Below are 18,640 nucleotides of genomic sequence, written 5' to 3'. Positions count from 1 at the left end.
CTCGGAACCAGGTCAGTGCGCCGGTTCACGTCGGTGTCCCTTCACGTCAGTGCGGTCGCGACGAGGTCGAGGACCGCCGTCGCCACCTCGGCCTTCGAGCCGGAGGTCTCGCGGACCACCTCGCCGCCGGGCACCAGGACCTCGATCGCGTTCTCCTCGCGCTCGAAGCCGGCCGACCAGCCGACGTGGTTCACGACGAGCAGGTCCGCGGGCTTCCGGCTGATCTTGGCGCGCCCGAGCTCGATCCGCGCGTCGCGGTCGGGTTCGGTCTCGGCGGCGAACCCGACGATGATCTGCCCCGTCCGCCGTGCCGCCACGAGGTCGGCGAGCACGTCCGGGTTCCGCACCAGCTCGAGCGTCATGCGCTCGCCCTGCGAGTCCTTCTTGAGCTTCTCCGTGAGCACCTCGGCCGGACGGTAGTCGGCGACGGCGGCGGTCATCACGACGACGTCGGCTTCGGTGGCGGCGGTGTGCACGGCCTCGGCGAGTTCGAGCGCAGACCCGACGGCCACCACGGTCGCGTCCAGCCCGGCGGTCAGCGAGCCCTCGACGTTCGCGGCGACGAGGGTCACGGACGCGCCCCGACGGACGGCATCGGCGGCGATCGCGATGCCCTGGCGGCCGCTCGAGCGGTTGCCGACGAACCGCACCGGGTCGAAGGGCTCGCGGGTGCCGCCCGCGCTGACGACGACGCGGACGCCGGCCAGGTCGCCCTGTTCGCCACGGGCTCCGGTGCCGGCCACCGAGCCGTCCGCGTCGCGGCGACCGGCCGGTGCGGGGTGCTGGTCGAGCACGGCGAGCGCGGCGGCGACGATGTCCTCGGGCTCCGCCATCCGACCGATGCCCGCATCGTCGCCGGTGAGCGCGCCGACGACCGGGCCGACCAGGTGGACGCCGCGGTCACGCAGCGTGGCGACGTTCGCACGGGTCGCGGGGTGCTCCCACATCTGCGGGTGCATCGCGGGGGCGACCACCACGGGTGCCTCGGTCGCGAGCAGTGTCGTACCGAGCAGGTCGCTCGCCAGGCCGTGCGCCATCCGGGCCAGCGAGTCCGCGGTGGCTGGGGCGATGACGACCAGGTCCGCCCGGCGACCGAGCGCGACGTGGCGCACCTCGGCGACGTCGTCCCACACGCTCGTGGTGACGGGGTTGCGGCTGAGGGCCTCGAGCGTCGGCAGTCCGACGAAGCGCAGGGCGCCCTCGGTCGGGACGACGTGGACGTCGTGGCCGCGCTTGACCAGGTCGCGGACGACCCCGACGGCCTTGTAGGCGGCGATGCCCCCGGTGATCCCCACGATGACGGTCAGGGCGCGCTCTGCTGCTGCGTTCACCTGGCTCACGCTACCGGGGCCACGTGCGAGGATCGACGGCATGTGCACCGTCGTCGTCCGCGTCGACCCCGGGTCCGCGTGGCCCGTCACCGTGCTCGCCCTGCGGGACGAGTCGCCCGAGCGTCCGTGGGACCCGCCCGCTGCCTGGTGGCCGGACCGCGACCCGGACCTCCGTGGTGTCCGTGACCGCTCCGCCGGTGGTGCGTGGCTCGCCGCGTCCGACCGAGCCGGCCTGGCCGTGGTGCTCAACCGCGCCGAACCCGTGACGAGCGTCGACGGCACGTGGACGACCCGCGGCGTGGTGCCGGTGGACGCCGTCGCCGACGACCTGCTGCCCGGACACGACGGCACACTGCCGACCACGCGGGCCTTCAACCTGGTGCGCGCCACGGCCGAGGGCGCCTCGGTGCTGACCTGGGACGGCGAACAGGTCCGCACCACCGACCTCGGCCCCGGCGTCCACATGGTGACGCACGGTGCGGCCGACGATCCCGCGGCGCCGCGCATCGGTCGGTGGCTCGAGGCCTTCCGTGCCGTCGACGCCCCGGCCGGCCCGCCGGTGCTCGGCCCGTTCGACGAACTCCGCACCGTGGACTCCGGTGGCGACGCCGGGGACGGCTGGGGTGGTTGGTTCGGCGTGCTGGCGGAGTCCGCAGCGCTGCCGAGCGACCACCCCGACGCGATCCTCCGCGACGTGCACGAGGCCGAGGGCCACATGACGACCCTGTCGATCGTCGCCGCGGCGATCGCGCCGGGCCGCACCGTCATGCAGCACGCCCGCCTGACCGAACCCGGTCGGCTGGACGGGTCGGTGGAACTGCACCGCGCCTGACGCTGGCGACGTGCCGGACCCGCCCCGGGCCTCCCGGCCGCGCCCCGCGCCCGCGTCCCAGCGCGCACGACGTCCGAGCGGTGCGAGGTTGCGTCCGTGGTGCGACCCGCGTCCCCTCGCACCACGTCCGGAACCTCGCACGGCCGCGGCGCCCCTCGCACCGTGCGAGGGGCGCGACCAACACGACCCGCGCCGCGCCCGCTCAGAGCGGCGGACGCGTCCCGGTGAGGTCCTCGGCGACGGCCCAGAGTGAGCGGGCGAGGTCGGCGCTCCGCGCGGACCCGGGGATCGAGACTGTGGTGGTCGGACCGGTCATGCCGAACGGACCCGAGGGGCCGTAGTACGCGCCGCCCACGGCGTTCGGCCCGACCGCCGCGTACAGCAGCGGCTCGGTGCCCTGCTCGACGGCCTGGGTGAACGGCAGGGCGCGGTTGCTCGACCGCACCGGCTTCGACCGACCGAGCGAGCGTCCCGCGGCCTGCAGGTTCGTCCGGGTGTAGCCGGGGTGGGCGGCGTTGCTGACCAGGGGCACGTCGGCCTCGACGGTCAGACGGTGCAGGTGCAGCGCGAGGAGCAGGTCGGCGAGCTTCGACTGCGCGTAGGCGCGCCAGCCGTTGTAGCCGCGCTCCCACTGCAGGTCGGCGAAGCGGATCCGGCCGGGGATCGCGGCGAGGCTCGACATCGTGACGACGCGGGGCGCCTGGGCCAGGGGCCCGTCGGCGAGGGGTGCTCGGGCACGGAGCAGCGACGGCAGCAGCAGGTTCGTCAGGGCGAACGGGCCGAGGAAGTTCGTGCCGAACTGCAACTCGAAGCCGTCGACGGTCTCGAAGCGTTCCGGTGGGGCCATCACGCCCGCGTTGTTCACGAGGACGTCGATCGGGCGTTCCTCGTCGACGATGCCGCTGGCGAAGCGGCGGACGCTCGCCAGGTCGGCGAGGTCGAGTTCGCGGACCTCCACGTCGGCTGCGGGGTGGGCGGCGCGGATGCCGGCGGCGGCGGTCTCGCCCTTCTCGGTGCTGCGGACGGCGAGCACGACGCTGGCGCCGGCTCCGGCGAGGCGCAGGGCGGCCTCCTGTCCGGTGCCGCTGTTGGACCCGGTGACGACGATGCGACGTCCGGTCTGGTCGGGGAGGTTCGGCATGCGGGCGACCGTACTCGTGCGGGCTGGCCGACCCCGCCCCGACCCCGAGCCGACCCCGGCCCGACCCCGAGCGGGCCCCGAGCGGGCCCCGAGCGGGCCCCGCGGCGGCCCCGTGCGCGCGGACCCACGTCGTGCTATGTTTATGCAAACGCATGGAAGTGCGATCAGGAGGACACCATGAGCAACGCATTCGGCACCGACCGTCCCTCGGACGTCCCGCCGCCCGCACCCGAGCGGATCGGGCCGCTGCAGCTCGGCCTCGACACCTTCGGCGACGTCACCGAACGCGCCGACGGCAGCCTGCAGTCCGACGCGCAGAGCATCCGCGACGTCGTCGACCAGGCCGTCCTCGCCGACCAGGTCGGCGTCGACTTCATCGGCGTCGGGGAGCACCACCGAGCCGACTTCGTCGTGAGCGCCCCCGAGGTCGTCCTCGCCGCGATCGCCGCCAGCACGGAGCGCATCCGGATGGGCTCCGCGGTCACGGTGCTGTCCTCCGACGACCCCGTCCGCGTGTACGAGCGCTTCGCCACCGTCGACGCCCTGTCGAACGGCCGCGCCGAGGTCATCCTGGGTCGTGGCTCCTTCACCGAGTCGTTCCCGCTGTTCGGCTACGAGCTGAGCGACTACGAGGTCCTGTTCGAGGAGAAGCTCCAGCTCTGGGCAGCCCTGCGCGGCGGCGACGCCGTGACCTGGTCCGGCACGAAGCGCGCGGGCCTGGTCGACCAGGACGTCTTCCCGAAGCTCGAGCACGGTGCCATCCCGACGTGGATCGGCGTCGGCGGCTCCCCGCAGTCGGTCATCCGTGCCGCGTCGTACGGCCTGCCGCTGTTCCTCGCCATCATCGGCGGGCAGCCGGCGCAGTTCGCCCCGTTCTCCCGCCTGTACCGCCAGGCCCTCGCGCAGCTCGACCTGCCGCAGCAGCCCATCGCGATGCACTCGCCGGGCTTCGTGGCCGCCACCGACGAAGAGGCCGCCGAGCGCTACTGGCCGTACCACAAGGCCGTCACCGACCAGCTCGGCCGGGAGCGCGGCTGGCCGCCCCTCGACGTCGCCGGGTACCGCGCGAGCCTGTCGGCCGGCGGGTCGCTCTACGTCGGCTCGCCGGAGACCGTCGCCCGGAAGGTCGCGCGCAACATGCGGATACTCGGCGCCTCGCGCTTCGACATGCGGTACGCGACGGGTCGCCTGCCGCACGCCGACATGATGCGGTCGATCGAGCTCTACGGCACCGAGGTCGCACCCCGCGTGCGCGAGCTGCTGGCGCAGCCCGTCCCCGTCGCCTGACGGTCGCGGGTCCGGTCGGGGTCCGCAAGACACCGGTGTTCGCGCTCCACACCACCCTTCGCGGGTGTTCGGAGCATGGACACCGGTGTCTTGCGTGTGGACTCCGTCCGGTGCCGCACGCAACGGCCGGGAGGCCCGGGGAGGCCCACCGAGATCGGCTCACGGGGGCCGCGGGTACGGTCCAGGGCATGTCGTCACGCCCCGACCACGCCTCCGGTCCCGCTGCTGGTCACGCCTCCGACTCCGTCGTCGAACGCCGGTTCCGCGGCCGGATCATGGGCGTCGGCACCACCTCGGGCGTCCGGATCGTGGTCGGGATGTGGGACCGCTCGCCGTTCGGCCCGTTCACGGACGTGTTCCTCGAGCTCCCCGACGGCACCAGCGTGCTGCTCGCGCCCGACGAGATCGTCGCTGCGTACGTCTCCGGCACCTACCGCTTCGACACCGTCTCGGTCGTCGACGTCCGCGCCCGCCGCACCGCCAGCGGCCTCGAGCTGTCCGCCGGGGCACTGCAGGCCTCGATCGACGTCGGCGGCATCTCGCCGCTCGGCCGGATCCTGCGCATCGTCCCGAAGCCGATCGCCCGCGACCCGCGCTGGCTCGCCGCGATCGACCCCGTGGCACGGCTGCTCGCGCCGGGGTCCGGCACGGCGGGGTCGGCGGGCAACGGTCGCCGCGAGTACTACGGCGTGACCGGGGCGCACGACGTCACCGGCGTGCGGGGGACCTGGGCGGGGGAGCCGCTCGGGGACCTGGCGCCGCTCGACCCGCCCGTGGCGTTCGGCTTCGCCTCGATGCCGAAGATCCCGCAGGTCGTCGACGTCGAGACCACCATCCGCGAACCCGCCTGACCCTCCGCGGGAGCCGTTCTCGGGTGCGTGCGTGTGCATGTTCCGACGATCCACGCGTCGATCGACTCGTGCCCGGTCGCTCGATGCACACGCATCCGGTGCGTGTGCATGCAACGACGTTCCACCTGTCGATCGACGCGCGTGGTGTCGCTTCATGCGCACGCATGCACGGCCCGCTGGCCGTGACGCGCCGGGCCGGGGGCGGCGTGGCGGAGGTGCGCCGGGCCTCCAGGCCGACCGGGACCGGACCACCTGGACGCGCCGGGCTGACGCGTCCAGCGCCGGAGGGGCACACTGGTCGGAACGGTACAGCCCCGTGCACCGACGGTCGCACGTCGCGCGGAGCGGGGCGCATGACGCAAAGGAGCACCATGACCGACACACAGACGGACCAGCGCGCCGCCATCTCGGACATCGTCCACGGCGCCCACACGGCACTGCTCACCACGGTGAGCGAGGACGGGAACCTGCACGCCAGGCCCCTCGCGGTGCAGGACAAGACGTTCCACGGGACCCTGCGGTTCCTGGTGCAGGACGGCAGCGAGAAGGTCGAGGACATCGCGCGGAACCCGCACGTCAACGTCTCGATCGAGTCACAGGGCGGGTACCTGTCCATCGCCGGCACCGCCACCGTGACCCGCGACGACTCGGTGGTCGACGAGCTGTGGTCCCCGTTCGCCGAGGCCTGGTTCCCGAAGGGACGCCAGGACCCGTCGATCCGACTGCTGACGGTCGAGGGGGTCTCGGTCGAGTACTGGACCCAGGACACCGGGCCGGTCGGCAGCCTGGTGCAGATGTTCAAGGCGGCGCTCGGCAAGCAGAGCCAGCCGGACACCGGCGACCACGGCACGATCGAGCTCTGAAGCGCGACGCGACGCCGTCGTCCTGTCGGGACGGCGGCGTCGTGCCGTGTCGGGACGCGCCGCGCGGTGCTCGTGCGCGGTGCCGCGGCCCGGGCCTGCTCGGGCTGCGCGTCAGCCGCTCACGGAGGGCCGAGCAGCCACAGCACCGCGACCAGCACCGGCTGCCCGGCCAACGCGGCCGTCACGAAGGTCCACCGCATCCAGGGCTTCGCGACCAGCTCGGGCGACCCGAACAGCGGCGCGAGCGGCATGAGCAGCCGCGGGGTCGAGGCCATCGGCAGCGACACCGCGAAGATGTACAGCGCGTACGCGGCCGAGTACAGCACCGTCGTGGGCCCGAGCCGCAGCGTCGAGCGGCGGAGCAGCCAGATCGGGTACGTGACGAGCAGGAACACCACGATCAGGATCCCGCCCACGCCGAGCCAGCGACCCGCGATGAGGAACCACGGCGTCAGCGGCACGAAGTCCACCCGGCCGATGAAGTTCACCCACCAGGACATCTCGGTCTCCAGGTAGGCGTTCGGCGTCCCGGTGACGTGCGAGGCGATCACCGGCCAGGCGAGCCCGGCGAGGACCATGGTCAGCCCCGCGGCGACGACCCGGACCTGCTCGCGGAGCGGGAAGCCCTCGAACACCCGGCCGGTCTCGCGCCGTGCACGCACCCACCGCACGAGCGCGACGACGCCGAGCACGAGCGGGATCGCCAGGGCGCCGGGGCGGGTGAAGGCCGCAGCGACGCCGAGTGCCGTCAGGAGCCCGTAGCGCCGACGTTCCAGGGCGAGCAGCGCCCCGAACGACAGCGCGAGGAACATGCTCTCCGCGTACCCGACCTGCAGCAGGAACGAGAGCGGACCGCAGCTGAAGAAGAAGACCGCCCACATCGCCGCGGCGTGCCCGGCGCGGTCCCGCACCAGGCGGTGCAGCAGGTAGGTGGCGAGCAGCCCGGCGACGACCGCGACGAGCGGGGCGCCGAGTTCGAACGGCACCCCGGTCGAGGCGGTCAGCGCCCGGATCGTGAAGGGGAACGCCGGCAGGAAGGCCCAGGCGTTCTGCGCGACGTTGCCGGTGGCGTCGAGCGGCAGCGCGTCGGGGTACCCGTGCAGCGAGATCTGCTCGTAGTACTGCCCGTCCCAGGCCACCAGGAAGGCGCCGAACCCGTGCTCGTTGCCCCAGATCGCGTTGCCCGGAAGCGCACGACCGATGAGCGGGTACGCGAGCGCGAGCCACAGGGTCGACAGGACCCGGCCGCCCGTCCAGACGAGCAGGACCGCCGCCCACGCCGGCAGGGAGGCCACGGTGTCCAGGACGCGTCGTCGACCGCCGGCCGTGCCCGCGGCGACCACACCGGCGCTGTCGGTGCGGCTCACGCGCGAGTTCCTCGGCGTTCGGGTGGTCGGGTCGGCACCCGGCCAGGGTAGTCGGCCCGAGCCTGAGGATCACACGGAACCCCGCCTGGAGGCCCGTCCCGCGTCGTGCGTGCCGCCTCGCGTTCGGTGGGTGGCCGGTGCGGCGTCCGGCGGGTGGGCGGTGCCGCGCACGGTGCCGCGTCCGGTGGGCGGCCCGTCCGTGACGGCGCGGACGTCCGCGGGCATAGTCTCGGTGGGCGATGACGACGACGGCGACGACACCCAGACGACGGACGGGCAGCACGGCGGTCGCCGTGCTGGTGGCCGGGACCTTCTTCATGGAGCTCCTGGACGGCACCATCCTGGCGACCGCCGCCCCGGCGATGGGGCGTGACCTCGGGGTCGACTCCGCCGCGGTGGGCGTCGCGATCACCGCCTACCTCGTGACCCTCGCGGTGTTCATCCCGGTGTCCGGCTGGCTCACCGACCGGATCGGCTCGCGGACGGTCTTCGCCGGGGCCATCGCGCTGTTCACGATCGCGTCGGCCCTGTGCGCGCTGTCCACCGGGCTGGTCGAGCTGACGCTGTGGCGCATCCTGCAGGGTCTCGGCGGAGCGCTCATGGTGCCCGTCGGCCGGCTCGTCGTGCTCCGGAGCGCGGGGCGCGAACAACTCGTCACCGCCATCGCCATCCTGACCTGGCCGGCCCTCGCCGCACCGATCATCGCGCCGTTCATCGGCGGGGTCCTCGTCGAGACGCTGACGTGGCACTGGATCTTCCTCATCAACATCCCGCTCGGCGTCATCGCCTTCGTCGCCGCCCTGGTGCTCGTGCCGCAGGAGCGTGCGGCGCAGCGCGTGCCGTTCGACTGGTTCGGGTCGCTGCTCGCCTGCGTCGGGCTCGGCTCGCTCGTGGTGATGGCCTCGCTGCTCGCGCTCGACGCCGTGCCGGTCACCGCGGTCGTCGTCTCCGGGGTCCTCGGCGCCGTGTGCTGCTGGCTCGCGATCCGGCACTTCCGCCGGGCTCCGCACCCGATCATGGGACTCGACGCGTTCCGACTCGAGACCTTCCGGGTGTCGCACGCCGGCGGCAGCCTGTTCCGCCTGGCGGTGTCCGCGGTGCCGTTCGTGCTCCCGCTGCTGTTCCAGGACGCCTGGGGCTGGAGCGCCGTGCTCGCCGGGTCCGCGGTGCTCTGGGTGTTCGTCGGCAACCTCGGCATCAAGCCGATGACGACCCCGTTCCTCCGCTGGTTCGGCTACCGCCCGGTGATCATCGTGTCGTCGGCCGTCGCCGCGCTGACCGTGGTCGCGATGGCGTTCATGACCGAGGACACCCCGTTCTGGCTGCTCGCCGTGCTGCTCGTCGTCAGCGGTGCAGCCCGCTCCGTGGGCTTCACGGCGTACAACACCATCGCCTTCGCCGACGTCGAGCAGGCCGACATGACCCCCGCGAACACGCTGTCCTCGACGCTGCAGCAGACCGCCGCGGGCTTCGGTGTCGCCGTCGCCGCCGTGGTCATCCGCGCGGCTTCCGGCCTGGGCGGCGACGGACCGTACGCGGCCGCGTTCTGGGTCATCGCCGCCCTGCTCGTGGTCGCCTGCATCGAGGGCATCCTGATGAGTCGCACAGCGGGCGACACCGTCCGCCCGGTCCGCCGTGTCCGCGCCTGATCCCGCCGCTGTCCGTTTCCGTCACGGTCACACGGACGAAACCCGGCAGGCGTTACAGTCTCAGCAACCGTCCGCGGTACCCGAGTACGGTGACCGCGGCAGGGTGACCGGAACACCCGGACAGGAAGGCAGCATGGCCGCGCCAGAGCAGCAGAGCACGATCGCACCAGAGCAGACCGTGCAGCCCACGCAGCTCCGTGTCGTCAGTTACAACCTCCGCGAGCACACCGCGAACGGCGAGCTCGCTGCACTGGCCGAGGCCTCCGAAGCCGACGTCCTGTGCGTGCAGGAGTGTGACAGCAACGACCTCGCACCGTCGATCGGCGGCCTCTCGCTCGCCGCGTCGACCCGTACCAACCGACTCGGGCTCGCGATCTACAAGCGTGACGACCGCTTCGAGGTGCAGGACTTCAGCATCCACTCGCTGCAGAAGTCGCTGCACGACCGGGTCCTCGCACCCGCGCACGAGCGGCTCATCGCGATGCACCTGCGTGACACCGAGGCTGACGCCGAGGTCGTCGTCGCCTCGTTCCACGCCTCACCGCTGACCGCGACGAACTCCCTGCGCCGCAAGCAGATCGAGGCGGCGCACCAGTTCCTGCGCGAGCTGGCGAAGGACGTCCCCGCGGTCATGGTCGGTGACTTCAACTACCCGTGGTTCCAGACGAACCTGCGGCGCAAGATCGAGCAGCACGGCTTCGCCCTGTCGCTGTCCGACCAGCCGACGTACCTGCGCTACCGCAAGTTCACGGGCCACTTCGACTTCGCGACGAGCGTCGGCCTGCACATCGCGGGCGTCGAGACCCTGCCGGCCGGCATCTCCGACCACCGCCCGATCCTGGTGCGTGCGCACTACGAGCACCCCGGCGAGACCGGCGCCGTCACCACCGTCGAGGCTCCCGCCGCCTGACCCGGTGCTGCTGCTCGCGGCGCCGTCGCGCGGCGTGCCGCGGGCGTGGCGCCGTCGCGTGGCGTGCCGCGGGCGTGGCGCCGATTGGTCGGGAACTGTCGGTTGCGGGGGCGGCGGGCGACGGTTCGTGCGCCTTCGGCGGAGGTGAGCGGGGAGTCATGACCGCTCGGCAGTCGGCGGTGGGTGCGTCGTCGGGCGTGTGGCGAGGTCGCGGCGTGCCGCGGGCGTGGTGCCGAGTGGTCGGGACTGTCGGTTGTGGGGGCGTCGGGCGACGGTTCGTGCGCCTTCGGCGGAGGTGAGCGGGGAGTCGTGACCGCTCGGCAGTCGGCGGTGGGTGCGTCGTCGGGCGTGTGCTGAGGTCGCTCGACGTGCCGCGGGTTTGGCGCCGAGTGGTCGGGAACTGTCGGTTGTGGGGGCGGCGGGCGACGGTTCGTGCGCCTTCGGCGAAGGTGAGCGGGGATTCGTGACCGCTCGGCGGTCGACGCTGGGCGCGCCCGTCACGCCGGCGACGCACTGGAGGCCCGGTGCCGGTCTCGTGGACCGGCGCCGGGCCTCCAGGCGGTGGCGTTGCCGAGTGGTCAAGAACTGTCGCCTGCAGCCCCGCCGGGCGACACTTGGCGACCGCTCGGCGGACGTGAGCGGGGAGTCGTGACCGCCCCGCACCGCCCCGCACCGTCCCGACCTCCCCGCGAGCCCGCGTCAGCGACGCAGCGTCGCGCGAGCCAAGCGGTTGCCGATGAACTGGCCGAGCTGCACGATGACGACGATCGCCGCCACCGAGACGTAGACCACCCACCAGTCGTAGCGCTGCGAGCCGTAGGTGATCGCGTACTCACCGAGTCCGCCGCCACCGATCAGCGCGCCCTGCGCCGTCATGTCGACGATGCCGATGTAGATGAACGTGTAACCGAGGATCAGGGGGCCGAGACCCTCGGGGATGAGCACCGTCAGCAGGATCGACACGGGATGCGCACCCGAGGCCCGAGCAGCCTCGACGACACCCGGGTCGACCGACAGCAGGTTCTGCTCGACGATCCGGGACACCGCGAAGGCCGCGGCCAACGAGATCGCGAAGGTCACCGCGGGGACACCGATCGTGGTCTGCACGACGACCCGCGACAGCGGCGCGATCGCGGCGAGGAAGATCACGAACGGGATCGGGCGGATCAGGTTCACGAACACGTTGAGCACCGTGTACGCGGTGCGGTTGCCGAGCACGTTGCCCGGCCGGGTCGCGTACAGCAGCAGGCCGAGCGCGAGGCCGATGACCCCGGCGATGACCAGCGAGACGAGCGACATCACGATGGTGTCGCGGATGGCGGCCAGGAAGACGTCGAACGTGTCGATCACGCTCTGGAACGAGTTGTTGTTCACGCGGCGGCCTCCTCGTCGGTCGTGACGCCGTCGGCGCGGAGTGCGGCGATCGCGGCGTCGATGGCGCCGGGCGCACCGGTTGCACCGGACGCACGCGAGCCGCCGGGGCCGCCAGGCCCGCCAGGCCCGCCGCTGGCGTCGCTCAGCTCGTAGGTGAGCGACCCGATCCGACGCTCCCGGATCTCCCCGACCCCGCCGTAGACGAGCTCGGCGGTGACCCCGGCGGCGCGGAACGCGGCGTCGATGCGGTTCTGCAGCCCGGCCTCGTCGGTGATCTGCACCGTGACGAGCCGACCGGGGTGACGGTCCCGCAGGCGCCGGAGCGTCTCGGGGGAGGGCCGGTCGTGCAGCGCGGTGCGGACGAAGCGCTGCGCGGCGCCGGTCTTCGGGGTCGAGAACACGTCGTAGACGTCCCCGACCTCGACGACCCGGCCCTGCTCCATCACGGCGACCCGGTCGGCGATCTGCCGGACGGCGTCCATCTCGTGGGTGATCACGATGATGGTGACGCCGAGCTCCCGGTTGACCCGCCGGAGCAGCGCGAGCACCTCGGAGGTGGTCTCCGGGTCGAGGGCGCTGGTCGCCTCGTCGGCGAGCAGCAGGTCCGGCGACGCGGCGAGGGCGCGGGCGATGCCGACGCGCTGCTTCTGCCCGCCGGAGAGCTGCTCCGGGTAGGCATGGGCGCGCTCGAGCAGGCCGACGAAGTCGAGCAGCTCGGCGACGCGGCGGTCCCGCTCGGCCTTCGGCACACCGGCGACCTTGAGCGGGTACGCGACGTTGCCGGCGATCGTGCGGGACCGGAACAGGTTGAACTGCTGGAAGATCATCCCGATGTTGCGACGTGCCGTACGGCGGTCCCGCTCGGGGATCGCCGTCAGCTCGCGGCCCGCGACGGTCACCGTGCCGGAACTCGGCAGTTCCAGCGCGTTGACCAGGCGGACCAGGGTGGACTTGCCGGCACCGGAGTACCCGATGACGCCGAGGACCTCTCCCTGGTGCACGTCCAGGGAGACGTCCTCGACGGCCACCACGGTCTCGCCGGTGTCGGCGCGGCGGTAGTGCTTCGAGACGCCGCGGAGTTCGACGAGGACCGGCACTACTGCTTGGCCGCCTTCGCGTCCTGCTCGACCTGGGCGAGCTCGTCCTGCAGCTTCGAGGCGCTCTCGTCGCGGGCGACGGCCTCGGGCAGGTCCTTCTCGAAGGCCTGCTGCACGGCGTCGTCCTGGAACAGCTCCGCCAGCTCGAGGTAGGTCTTGTTGCCCTTGTCCTCGTCGCGGACGGCGAACACGTTCACGTACGGGGCGGCACTCGCGCTCGAGGGGTCGTCCTGGTAGATCGCGTCCGAGATCGGCAGGCCGGCGGCGGTGGCGAAGTTGTTGTTCACGACCGCGGCGGCGACCGAGCCCTGCTGCAGCGCGTTCGCGGTCTGCGAGGCGTCGAGGGGCTGGACGTCGACCTTCTTCGTCTCGATGTCGTCCGCGGTGGAGAACGCCGAGCCGCCGTCCTTCAGCGTGATCAGGTCCGCCGCCTGCAGGATCAGGAGCGCACGGGCCTGGTTGATCGAGTCGTTCGGGATCGCGACCTTCGCGTTCGCGGGCAGCTCGGAGGGCTTGTCGTACTTCGTCGCGTAGAGCGGCAGCGGGTAGACGGCGGTGGAGCCGATCGGCTGCAGGTCGTCGTTCGAGGTGACGTTGTAGTCCGCCAGGTACTGGATGTGCTGGAACTGGTTGATGTCCAGCTGGCCGTCCTTGAGCGCGGGGTTCGGCAGCGAGTAGTCGGAGAAGTTCGTCAGCTTGACGGTGACGTTGAGCTTCTCCTTCGCGAGCTTCGTGTAGGTGCTCCAGTAGCCGAGCGACTTGTCCGCGACACCGATGGTGACGGTCTTCGGGGCGGCGTCGCCGGCGGCACCGGCGTCGTTGCTCCCGGAGCGGACGGCTCCGACGATGACGGCGACGACGATCGCGACGACGACGATCGCGGCGGCGACGATCCAGCCGATCGGACGCTTGCCCTTCGGCTTCTCGGGCAGTGCGGGGGCTGCGGACATGCTGGTGCTCCTCGTGGGCCGTGCGTGTGGGGGAGCCGCGGTGGTCCGCGGCGTGGAGACGAGTGTGACGTGCGGTCCACCCCCGGGGCGAGTTCCGTTCCGCTGTGTTACATCGCCGTCACGGAGCGCGTCGCGGGACGCGTTACGGAGGGCGTCACGGGACGCGTTACAGAGCGCGTCGTGGGACGCGTTACGGACGCGGCGTAGGACGCCTCGCGGTCCGGGTTGGTTGACTCGGATCGTGCGCAGCATCGAACTCGTCCTCGGCCCGGAGTCGGACGCCGCCGTGCGGTCCGCCTGGCAGGCCCTCATCGATGCCGACCTGCCGAGCCTCGGTCGGCACCCGTCGCCGTCGAACGCCCCGCACGTCACCCTGGCCGCCGGGGACTCGCTGCCCGTGCCCGCGGGGTTGCGAACGCCGGCCCCGACGTCGATCCGGCTCGGTGGGCTCCTGCTCTTCCCCGCGGGTGCCGGTCGGTCGGTGCTCGTGCGAGCGGTGGTCGTCGACGCAGCGCTCACGACCTTCCACGGCGAGGTGCACGCGGTCGCCCCCGGCGGCGTCGAGACCTCGTTGCCCGGACACTGGTCACCGCACGTCACGCTGGCCCGCCGGGTGCGTGACGAGGACCTGCCGCGCGCCGTTGCTGCGCTGCGCGCCGTGCCGTTGCCCGAGGCGCTCGACGTCGGCGGCGTCCGGCACTGGGACGGCGAGACGCGGACGATCACGCCGCTCGCGTTCACGTCGATCTGACCGCTGGCGGGTCGGGCGCGTTCCCGCATCCCGGAACCAGGTTCCGGACACAGCACCGTGCGATCCCGTGGTTCGGTGTCCAGAACCTGGTTCCGGGTGCGGCGAGCGGCGCGGCGAGCGGTGCGGCGAGCGGCGAGCAACGGAACGCTGGGCACGGCCTGGAGGCCCGGGTCAGGTCCCGAGCACCCGCTCGCCGAACGCGGATGCGAACGTCCGCTCCGGGTCGGCCCGGGCGACGAGCTCGCGGAAGTCCGCCAGTCGCGGGTACAGCCCGGCGATCGCCGCGTGGTCGAGCGAACTCATCTTGCCCCAGTGCGGTCGGCCGTCGAAGACCGCGAGCCGGGACTCCAGGTCGGGCAGGAGCGCGGCGACCTCGGCCGGGTGCTTCTTCCAGGTGAACGCGATGCAGAGCACGTCCTCGCCCTGGGTCGGGCTGAGCCACAGGTGATCCGCTGCCATCGTCCGGAGTTCGCAGACGTGCAGGTGCGGCTGGATCCGGTCGGCGAGCCCCCGGAGCGCGTCGAGGGCGGCCGCTGCGTGCCGGAGCGGGACGAAGTGCTCGCTCTGCACCTCGGACCCGTGGCTCGGGACGGACCCGATCGGGAAGTGCGGCAGCCGGTCCCACCAGGGTCCGACCGAGCCGTCGCGGGCGGTCCGGTGGTCGTCGCCGGGGGTGCCGGGCAGCCGGGCTGCGCCGGCCAGCGCGTCCGGTACCGGGACGTCGTCGGCGCCGTCGGGCACGCGCGACTTCACCAGGACCTCGGTGATCGCGTCGCCGAACACCGTGTAGGCGCACACGGAGTACGCGGCGGCGTGCACCTCGGCGACGTTCGCCGTGAAGGTGTCCCAGGGGATCGCGCCGTAGACGTCCTGACGCATCCGGTAGGCCGGTTCGACCTCGAGGGTCACCCGGGTCACGATGCCGAGCAGTCCGAGGTGCAGCACGCCGCCGTCGAACGCGGGGTCCGTCCGGTCGATCGTCCGGGCGGTGCCGTCCGGACCGAGCACCTCGAGCGCGCGCACCGCGGTGGCGAGCGAGCCCAGTGTCGTGCCGGAGCCGTGGGTCCCGGTCGCGACCGCACCCCCGACCGAGATGTGCGGCAGGGACCCCGTGTTGTGCACGGCGAACCCGGCACGGTCGATGTCGGCCGCGACGTCGCCGTACCGGGTGCCGGCCCCGAGCGTCACGGTGCGGTGCTCGGCGTCGACGACCAGGTCCGTGGGGATCCCGGTCAGGTCGAGCAGGATGCCCGCGGTGTCGGCGACGTCGTTGAACGAGTGGCGGGTGCCCAGCCCGTGCACCCGTTCGGCCTCCGCCACGACCTGAGCTGCCTCGTCGATCGACGACGGACGGACGACCCGTTCGGCCGTGTACGTGACCGTGCCGGACCAGTTGAGTTCGCTCGTCGTCGACCGCATGCCGCCCACACTGCCATGCGGGCCCGCGACGGGGTCAGTGCACGGGCGGGGGCGTCGGCGCGCCTTTGGGCACCTCGGGCCGGCGGACGAACACCGACGCCAGGATGCCGAACAGGGAGATGATCGCGCCGACCATGAAGGCGGTGCTGACGCCCGAGGCGGTGGCCACCTGGACCCCACGGGCACCGGAACCCTCGACGGCGGTGGCCGCACCGATCGTCAGCAGCGTGACGAACAGGGCGGTGCCCGCCGCACCGGCGAGCTGCTGCGCCGTGCCGAGCACCGCGCTGCCGTGCGAGTACAGCTTCGGGGGCAGCCCGCCGAGCGCCGCGGTGAACAGCGGCGTGAAGGTCAGGGCCAGACCGATGCTCAGCACCACGTGCGCACCGAGGACGAACCACACGCTGGTGTCGACGCCGACGGTGGAGAGCGCCCAGAGCACGGCGCTGACGATGATCGATCCGGGGATGAGCAGCACGCGCGGGCCGCGGCGGTCGTAGATGCGACCCACGATGGGGGAGAGCAGGCCCATCAGCAGACCACCGGGGAGCAGCAGCAGGCCGACCTGCAGGACCTCGAGTCCGAGGACGCGCTCCAGGTAGATCGGCAGCAGGATGAGCGTGCCGAACATCGCCATGAAGCTCAGGCCCATCGCGACGATCGGCACCGTGAAGCCACGGGTGCGGAAGGTCCGGAGGTCGAGCAGGGCGCTGTCGGTGCGCTGCAGGCGCGTCTGCCGGACGATGAACACCGCGAGGGCGACGGCACCGACGACCAGGGCGGTCACCGGGACGAGCGGTCCGGTCGCGCCGGCTTCACCGATGCTGGACAGCCCGTAGACGATGCCACCGAACGCGAAGGCGGAGAGCACGACCGAGACGACGTCGATCGGCGCCTTGCGCGGCGTCGAGACGTTCTGCACCTTGACCATGCCGAGGATGAGCGCCGCGATCGCGATGGGCAGCACGAAGCCGAACAGCCAGCGCCACGAGAACGCGTTGAGGATCAGGCCGGAGATCGTCGGGCCGATGGCCGGAGCGACCGAGATGACGATCGAGATGTTGCCCATGATGCGGCCACGGTGCGCGGGGTCGACGAGGGTCAGGACCGTCGTCATCAGCAGCGGCATCATGATCGCCGTGCCGCTGGCCTGCACGATGCGGCCGACGAGCAGGACGGTGAAGCCCGGCGCGAGCAGGGCGATCAGCGTGCCGACCGAGAACAGGCCCATCGCCCAGACGAAGACGGGGCGGGTGTTGAAGCGCTGCAGCAGGAACCCGGTGATCGGGATGACGACCGCCATGGTGAGCAGGAAGCCGGTGGTCAGCCACTGGCCGGTCGCGGCGCTGATGTCCAGGTCGTCCATGAGCCGGGGCAACGCCACGCCCATGATCGTCTCGTTCAGGATGACGACGAACGCGGAGACGAGCAGCAGCCCGATCACGAGTCGGGTCTCGGCAGCGGACGGCTGCGAGACGCTTCCCGTGCGGGGGGCGGAATCGACGGCCTGGGTCATGCGGGTGCTCCTGGTGGGTCACGACGGGTGGAACGGGTGTGGCGCAGGACGCGCAGACAGGCCAACTCCCTGAGTGGATGCGATTATTCCGCCTTCGCTCCGACATCCGCAGGTGAACGATCGGTGCCGAGCGCGCCGGACGCCGGCACCGCTCCCACCCACGTCCGCTCAGTGCAGGATCGCGAACCCGTCGGCGTCCCCGTGCGGGACGACCGAGCGCAGGGTGACGTCGGTCACGGTCGCCGACGGTGGTCCGGTCCGCAGGCACTCCACCAGGGAGTCGACCGCGACCGACGGTCCCTCGGCCTCGACCTCGACGGTGCCGTCCCAGAGGTTCCTCGCGTAGCCGACGAGGTCGAGCCCGTCGGCCTTCCGAGCGGTCCAGTACCGGAAGCCGACCGCCTGGACCGTCCCCGACACCACGGCATGCACCCTCGTCACCGTCGTCATGTCCTCCACGCTAACCGCGGCTGGCCGTCGGGAGTTTTCGGCCCCGTGACGATCTGTTTCCGGCTCGTGACGAGCGCGCCGTGTCGACAGTGATAGTGTCATCTCGACCCGAACACTTCGAGTCAGATTGACACTATCTCCACCATGGACGAAGCAGGCATCCGCGTCGCGGTCTCCACCGTGATCGTCGCGCTGCGCCCGCACCCCGACACCGGGGCCCCGGCGCTGTGGATGCCGCTCGTCCGTCGCGTCGCCGAACCGTTCGAGGGTTCCTGGGCGCTCCCCGGCGGCTGGGTCGGCGACGACGAGGGGTTGGAGGACTCGGCGGCCGCCCGACTCCGCGAGACGACCAACGTCCAGCCGCGGTACCTCGAGCAGCTCTACGCGTTCGGCGACGTCGGACGCTCCCCGAGCCGGGTCGTGTCGATCGTCTACTGGGCACTGGTGCACCCGGACGAGGCGAACGTCGTGCCCGACGACTGGAACGTCCGGTGGTTCCTGGCCGACGAGCACCCGCCGCTCGCCTTCGACCACGACCGCATCGTGGAGTACGCCCTGTGGCGGCTGCGCAACAAGATGTCGTACTCGCGGATCGCGCAGGCGTTCCTCGGCGACCGCTTCACCCTCGCCGAACTCCGGGGCGTGTACGAGGCGGTGCTCGGCCGAGCACTCGACCCCGCGAACTTCCGTCGGCAGGTCGAGAAGACCGACGCGGTCCTGCCGACCGACGAGACCACGAGCGGGGGCCGGCACCGTCCGGCCCGGCTGTACCGCTCGAACCCCGACCTGGCCTACGCGGACAACGGCCCGCTGCGGACCGGGGCCGATCAGCACCAGCAGCGGAACCGATAG

General features: G+C 72.3%; 17 protein-coding genes. 8 read left to right on the top strand and 9 right to left on the bottom strand.

Annotation, left to right across the window (positions count from 1 at the left end; translation table 11 throughout):
• Positions 1-41: 41 nt before the first annotated feature.
• The gene (locus tag DEI85_RS12555) at positions 42-1,307 is read right to left on the bottom strand and encodes a bifunctional phosphopantothenoylcysteine decarboxylase/phosphopantothenate synthase (protein ID WP_111124140.1); all 1,266 of its coding nucleotides are present in this window, start codon (positions 1,305-1,307) and stop codon (positions 42-44) included.
• Positions 1,308-1,371: 64 nt separating this feature from the next.
• On the opposite strand from DEI85_RS12555, the gene DEI85_RS12550 reads away from it, so the two are divergent.
• A complete protein-coding gene (locus DEI85_RS12550; RefSeq protein WP_181420163.1) occupies positions 1,372-2,163 on the top strand; it encodes an NRDE family protein in 792 nt (263 codons plus the stop codon).
• A 202-nt stretch (positions 2,164-2,365) separates the two neighbouring features.
• Here the strand turns inward: DEI85_RS12550 and DEI85_RS12545 are convergent, their stop codons facing one another.
• The gene (locus DEI85_RS12545; protein WP_111124123.1) at positions 2,366-3,304 is read right to left on the bottom strand and encodes an SDR family oxidoreductase; all 939 of its coding nucleotides are present in this window, start codon (positions 3,302-3,304) and stop codon (positions 2,366-2,368) included.
• A 177-nt stretch (positions 3,305-3,481) separates the two neighbouring features.
• Between DEI85_RS12545 and DEI85_RS12540 the strand changes: the two genes are divergently transcribed.
• From DEI85_RS12540 to DEI85_RS12530, 3 genes are all read left to right on the top strand, one after another.
• Positions 3,482-4,591, top strand: a complete 1,110-nt coding sequence (locus DEI85_RS12540) for an LLM class flavin-dependent oxidoreductase (RefSeq protein WP_258369976.1) — start codon at positions 3,482-3,484, stop codon at positions 4,589-4,591.
• A gap of 188 nt (positions 4,592-4,779) precedes the next feature.
• Positions 4,780-5,442, top strand: a complete 663-nt coding sequence (locus tag DEI85_RS12535; RefSeq protein WP_071405092.1) for a hypothetical protein — start codon at positions 4,780-4,782, stop codon at positions 5,440-5,442.
• Positions 5,443-5,813: 371 nt separating this feature from the next.
• Complete coding sequence (locus DEI85_RS12530) at positions 5,814-6,305, top strand: pyridoxamine 5'-phosphate oxidase family protein (protein WP_181420162.1); 492 nt, start codon at positions 5,814-5,816, stop codon at positions 6,303-6,305.
• A 119-nt stretch (positions 6,306-6,424) separates the two neighbouring features.
• On the opposite strand, the gene DEI85_RS12525 is transcribed toward DEI85_RS12530, so the two are convergent.
• A complete protein-coding gene (locus DEI85_RS12525; RefSeq protein WP_110862488.1) occupies positions 6,425-7,672 on the bottom strand; it encodes a putative hexosyltransferase in 1,248 nt (415 codons plus the stop codon).
• Positions 7,673-7,911: 239 nt separating this feature from the next.
• Between DEI85_RS12525 and DEI85_RS12520 the strand changes: the two genes are divergently transcribed.
• Together DEI85_RS12520 and DEI85_RS12515 are read left to right on the top strand one after the other, a co-directional pair.
• Positions 7,912-9,321, top strand: coding sequence for an MFS transporter (locus DEI85_RS12520; RefSeq protein ID WP_111124121.1), 1,410 nt, complete (start codon positions 7,912-7,914; stop codon positions 9,319-9,321).
• A 133-nt stretch (positions 9,322-9,454) separates the two neighbouring features.
• On the top strand, positions 9,455-10,231 hold the full coding sequence (locus DEI85_RS12515) for an endonuclease/exonuclease/phosphatase family protein (protein ID WP_110862486.1): 777 nt from the start codon (positions 9,455-9,457) through the stop codon (positions 10,229-10,231).
• Between the two features lie 699 nt (positions 10,232-10,930).
• Here DEI85_RS12515 and DEI85_RS12510 read toward each other — a convergent pair.
• From DEI85_RS12510 to DEI85_RS12500, 3 genes are read right to left on the bottom strand one after another with little or no spacing between them, the layout of a single operon-like run.
• Positions 10,931-11,605, bottom strand: a complete 675-nt coding sequence (locus DEI85_RS12510; RefSeq protein WP_214529670.1) for a methionine ABC transporter permease — start codon at positions 11,603-11,605, stop codon at positions 10,931-10,933.
• Positions 11,602-12,702, bottom strand: coding sequence for a methionine ABC transporter ATP-binding protein (locus DEI85_RS12505; protein ID WP_111090256.1), 1,101 nt, complete (start codon positions 12,700-12,702; stop codon positions 11,602-11,604). The genes DEI85_RS12510 and DEI85_RS12505 overlap by 4 nt, the downstream gene beginning before the upstream one ends.
• Positions 12,702-13,652, bottom strand: a complete 951-nt coding sequence (locus DEI85_RS12500) for a MetQ/NlpA family ABC transporter substrate-binding protein (protein WP_110862484.1) — start codon at positions 13,650-13,652, stop codon at positions 12,702-12,704. Before DEI85_RS12500 ends, DEI85_RS12505 begins: the two co-directional genes overlap by 1 nt.
• A 241-nt stretch (positions 13,653-13,893) precedes the next feature.
• Here DEI85_RS12500 and DEI85_RS12495 point away from each other — a divergent pair, with 241 nt between their 5' ends.
• Positions 13,894-14,403, top strand: coding sequence for a 2'-5' RNA ligase family protein (locus DEI85_RS12495; RefSeq protein ID WP_181420161.1), 510 nt, complete (start codon positions 13,894-13,896; stop codon positions 14,401-14,403).
• Positions 14,404-14,574: 171 nt separating this feature from the next.
• Here the strand turns inward: DEI85_RS12495 and DEI85_RS12490 are convergent, their stop codons facing one another.
• The 3 genes from DEI85_RS12490 to DEI85_RS12480 form a co-directional block, all read right to left on the bottom strand.
• The gene (locus tag DEI85_RS12490) at positions 14,575-15,822 is read right to left on the bottom strand and encodes an FAD-binding protein (protein ID WP_111124120.1); all 1,248 of its coding nucleotides are present in this window, start codon (positions 15,820-15,822) and stop codon (positions 14,575-14,577) included.
• A 34-nt stretch (positions 15,823-15,856) separates the two neighbouring features.
• A complete protein-coding gene (locus DEI85_RS12485; protein ID WP_111124119.1) occupies positions 15,857-17,338 on the bottom strand; it encodes an MDR family MFS transporter in 1,482 nt (493 codons plus the stop codon).
• Positions 17,339-17,506: 168 nt separating this feature from the next.
• Positions 17,507-17,788: an acylphosphatase gene (locus DEI85_RS12480; protein ID WP_181436427.1), complete on the bottom strand. Its 282-nt coding sequence runs from the start codon at positions 17,786-17,788 to the stop codon at positions 17,507-17,509.
• 144 nt (positions 17,789-17,932) lie between these two features.
• Between DEI85_RS12480 and DEI85_RS12475 the strand changes: the two genes are divergently transcribed.
• The gene (locus DEI85_RS12475) at positions 17,933-18,640 is read left to right on the top strand and encodes an NUDIX hydrolase (RefSeq protein WP_110862481.1); all 708 of its coding nucleotides are present in this window, start codon (positions 17,933-17,935) and stop codon (positions 18,638-18,640) included.

It is taken from the genome of Curtobacterium sp. MCBD17_026, from assembly GCF_003234895.2.
In the GTDB taxonomy this organism is placed as follows: Bacteria; Actinomycetota; Actinomycetes; order Actinomycetales; family Microbacteriaceae; genus Curtobacterium; species Curtobacterium flaccumfaciens.
The sequence above is the reverse complement of the archived record's forward strand: the minus strand, read 5'-3'. Positions and strand labels throughout refer to the sequence as shown.

Bases quoted from the DNA above. Each gene is read 5' to 3' on its own strand.
- DEI85_RS12550 (WP_181420163.1), top strand. From the start codon at position 1,372: ATGTGCACCGTCGTCGTCCGCGTCGACCCCGGGTCCGCGTGGCCCGTC.
- DEI85_RS12545 (WP_111124123.1), bottom strand. From the start codon at position 3,304: ATGCCGAACCTCCCCGACCAGACCGGACGTCGCATCGTCGTCACCGGG.
- DEI85_RS12540 (WP_258369976.1), top strand. From the start codon at position 3,482: ATGAGCAACGCATTCGGCACCGACCGTCCCTCGGACGTCCCGCCGCCC.
- DEI85_RS12535 (WP_071405092.1), top strand. From the start codon at position 4,780: ATGTCGTCACGCCCCGACCACGCCTCCGGTCCCGCTGCTGGTCACGCC.
- DEI85_RS12530 (WP_181420162.1), top strand. From the start codon at position 5,814: ATGACCGACACACAGACGGACCAGCGCGCCGCCATCTCGGACATCGTC.
- DEI85_RS12520 (WP_111124121.1), top strand. From the start codon at position 7,912: ATGACGACGACGGCGACGACACCCAGACGACGGACGGGCAGCACGGCG.
- DEI85_RS12515 (WP_110862486.1), top strand. From the start codon at position 9,455: ATGGCCGCGCCAGAGCAGCAGAGCACGATCGCACCAGAGCAGACCGTG.
- DEI85_RS12500 (WP_110862484.1), bottom strand. From the start codon at position 13,652: ATGTCCGCAGCCCCCGCACTGCCCGAGAAGCCGAAGGGCAAGCGTCCG.
- DEI85_RS12490 (WP_111124120.1), bottom strand. From the start codon at position 15,822: ATGCGGTCGACGACGAGCGAACTCAACTGGTCCGGCACGGTCACGTAC.
- DEI85_RS12485 (WP_111124119.1), bottom strand. From the start codon at position 17,338: ATGACCCAGGCCGTCGATTCCGCCCCCCGCACGGGAAGCGTCTCGCAG.
- DEI85_RS12480 (WP_181436427.1), bottom strand. From the start codon at position 17,788: ATGACGACGGTGACGAGGGTGCATGCCGTGGTGTCGGGGACGGTCCAG.
- DEI85_RS12475 (WP_110862481.1), top strand. From the start codon at position 17,933: ATGGACGAAGCAGGCATCCGCGTCGCGGTCTCCACCGTGATCGTCGCG.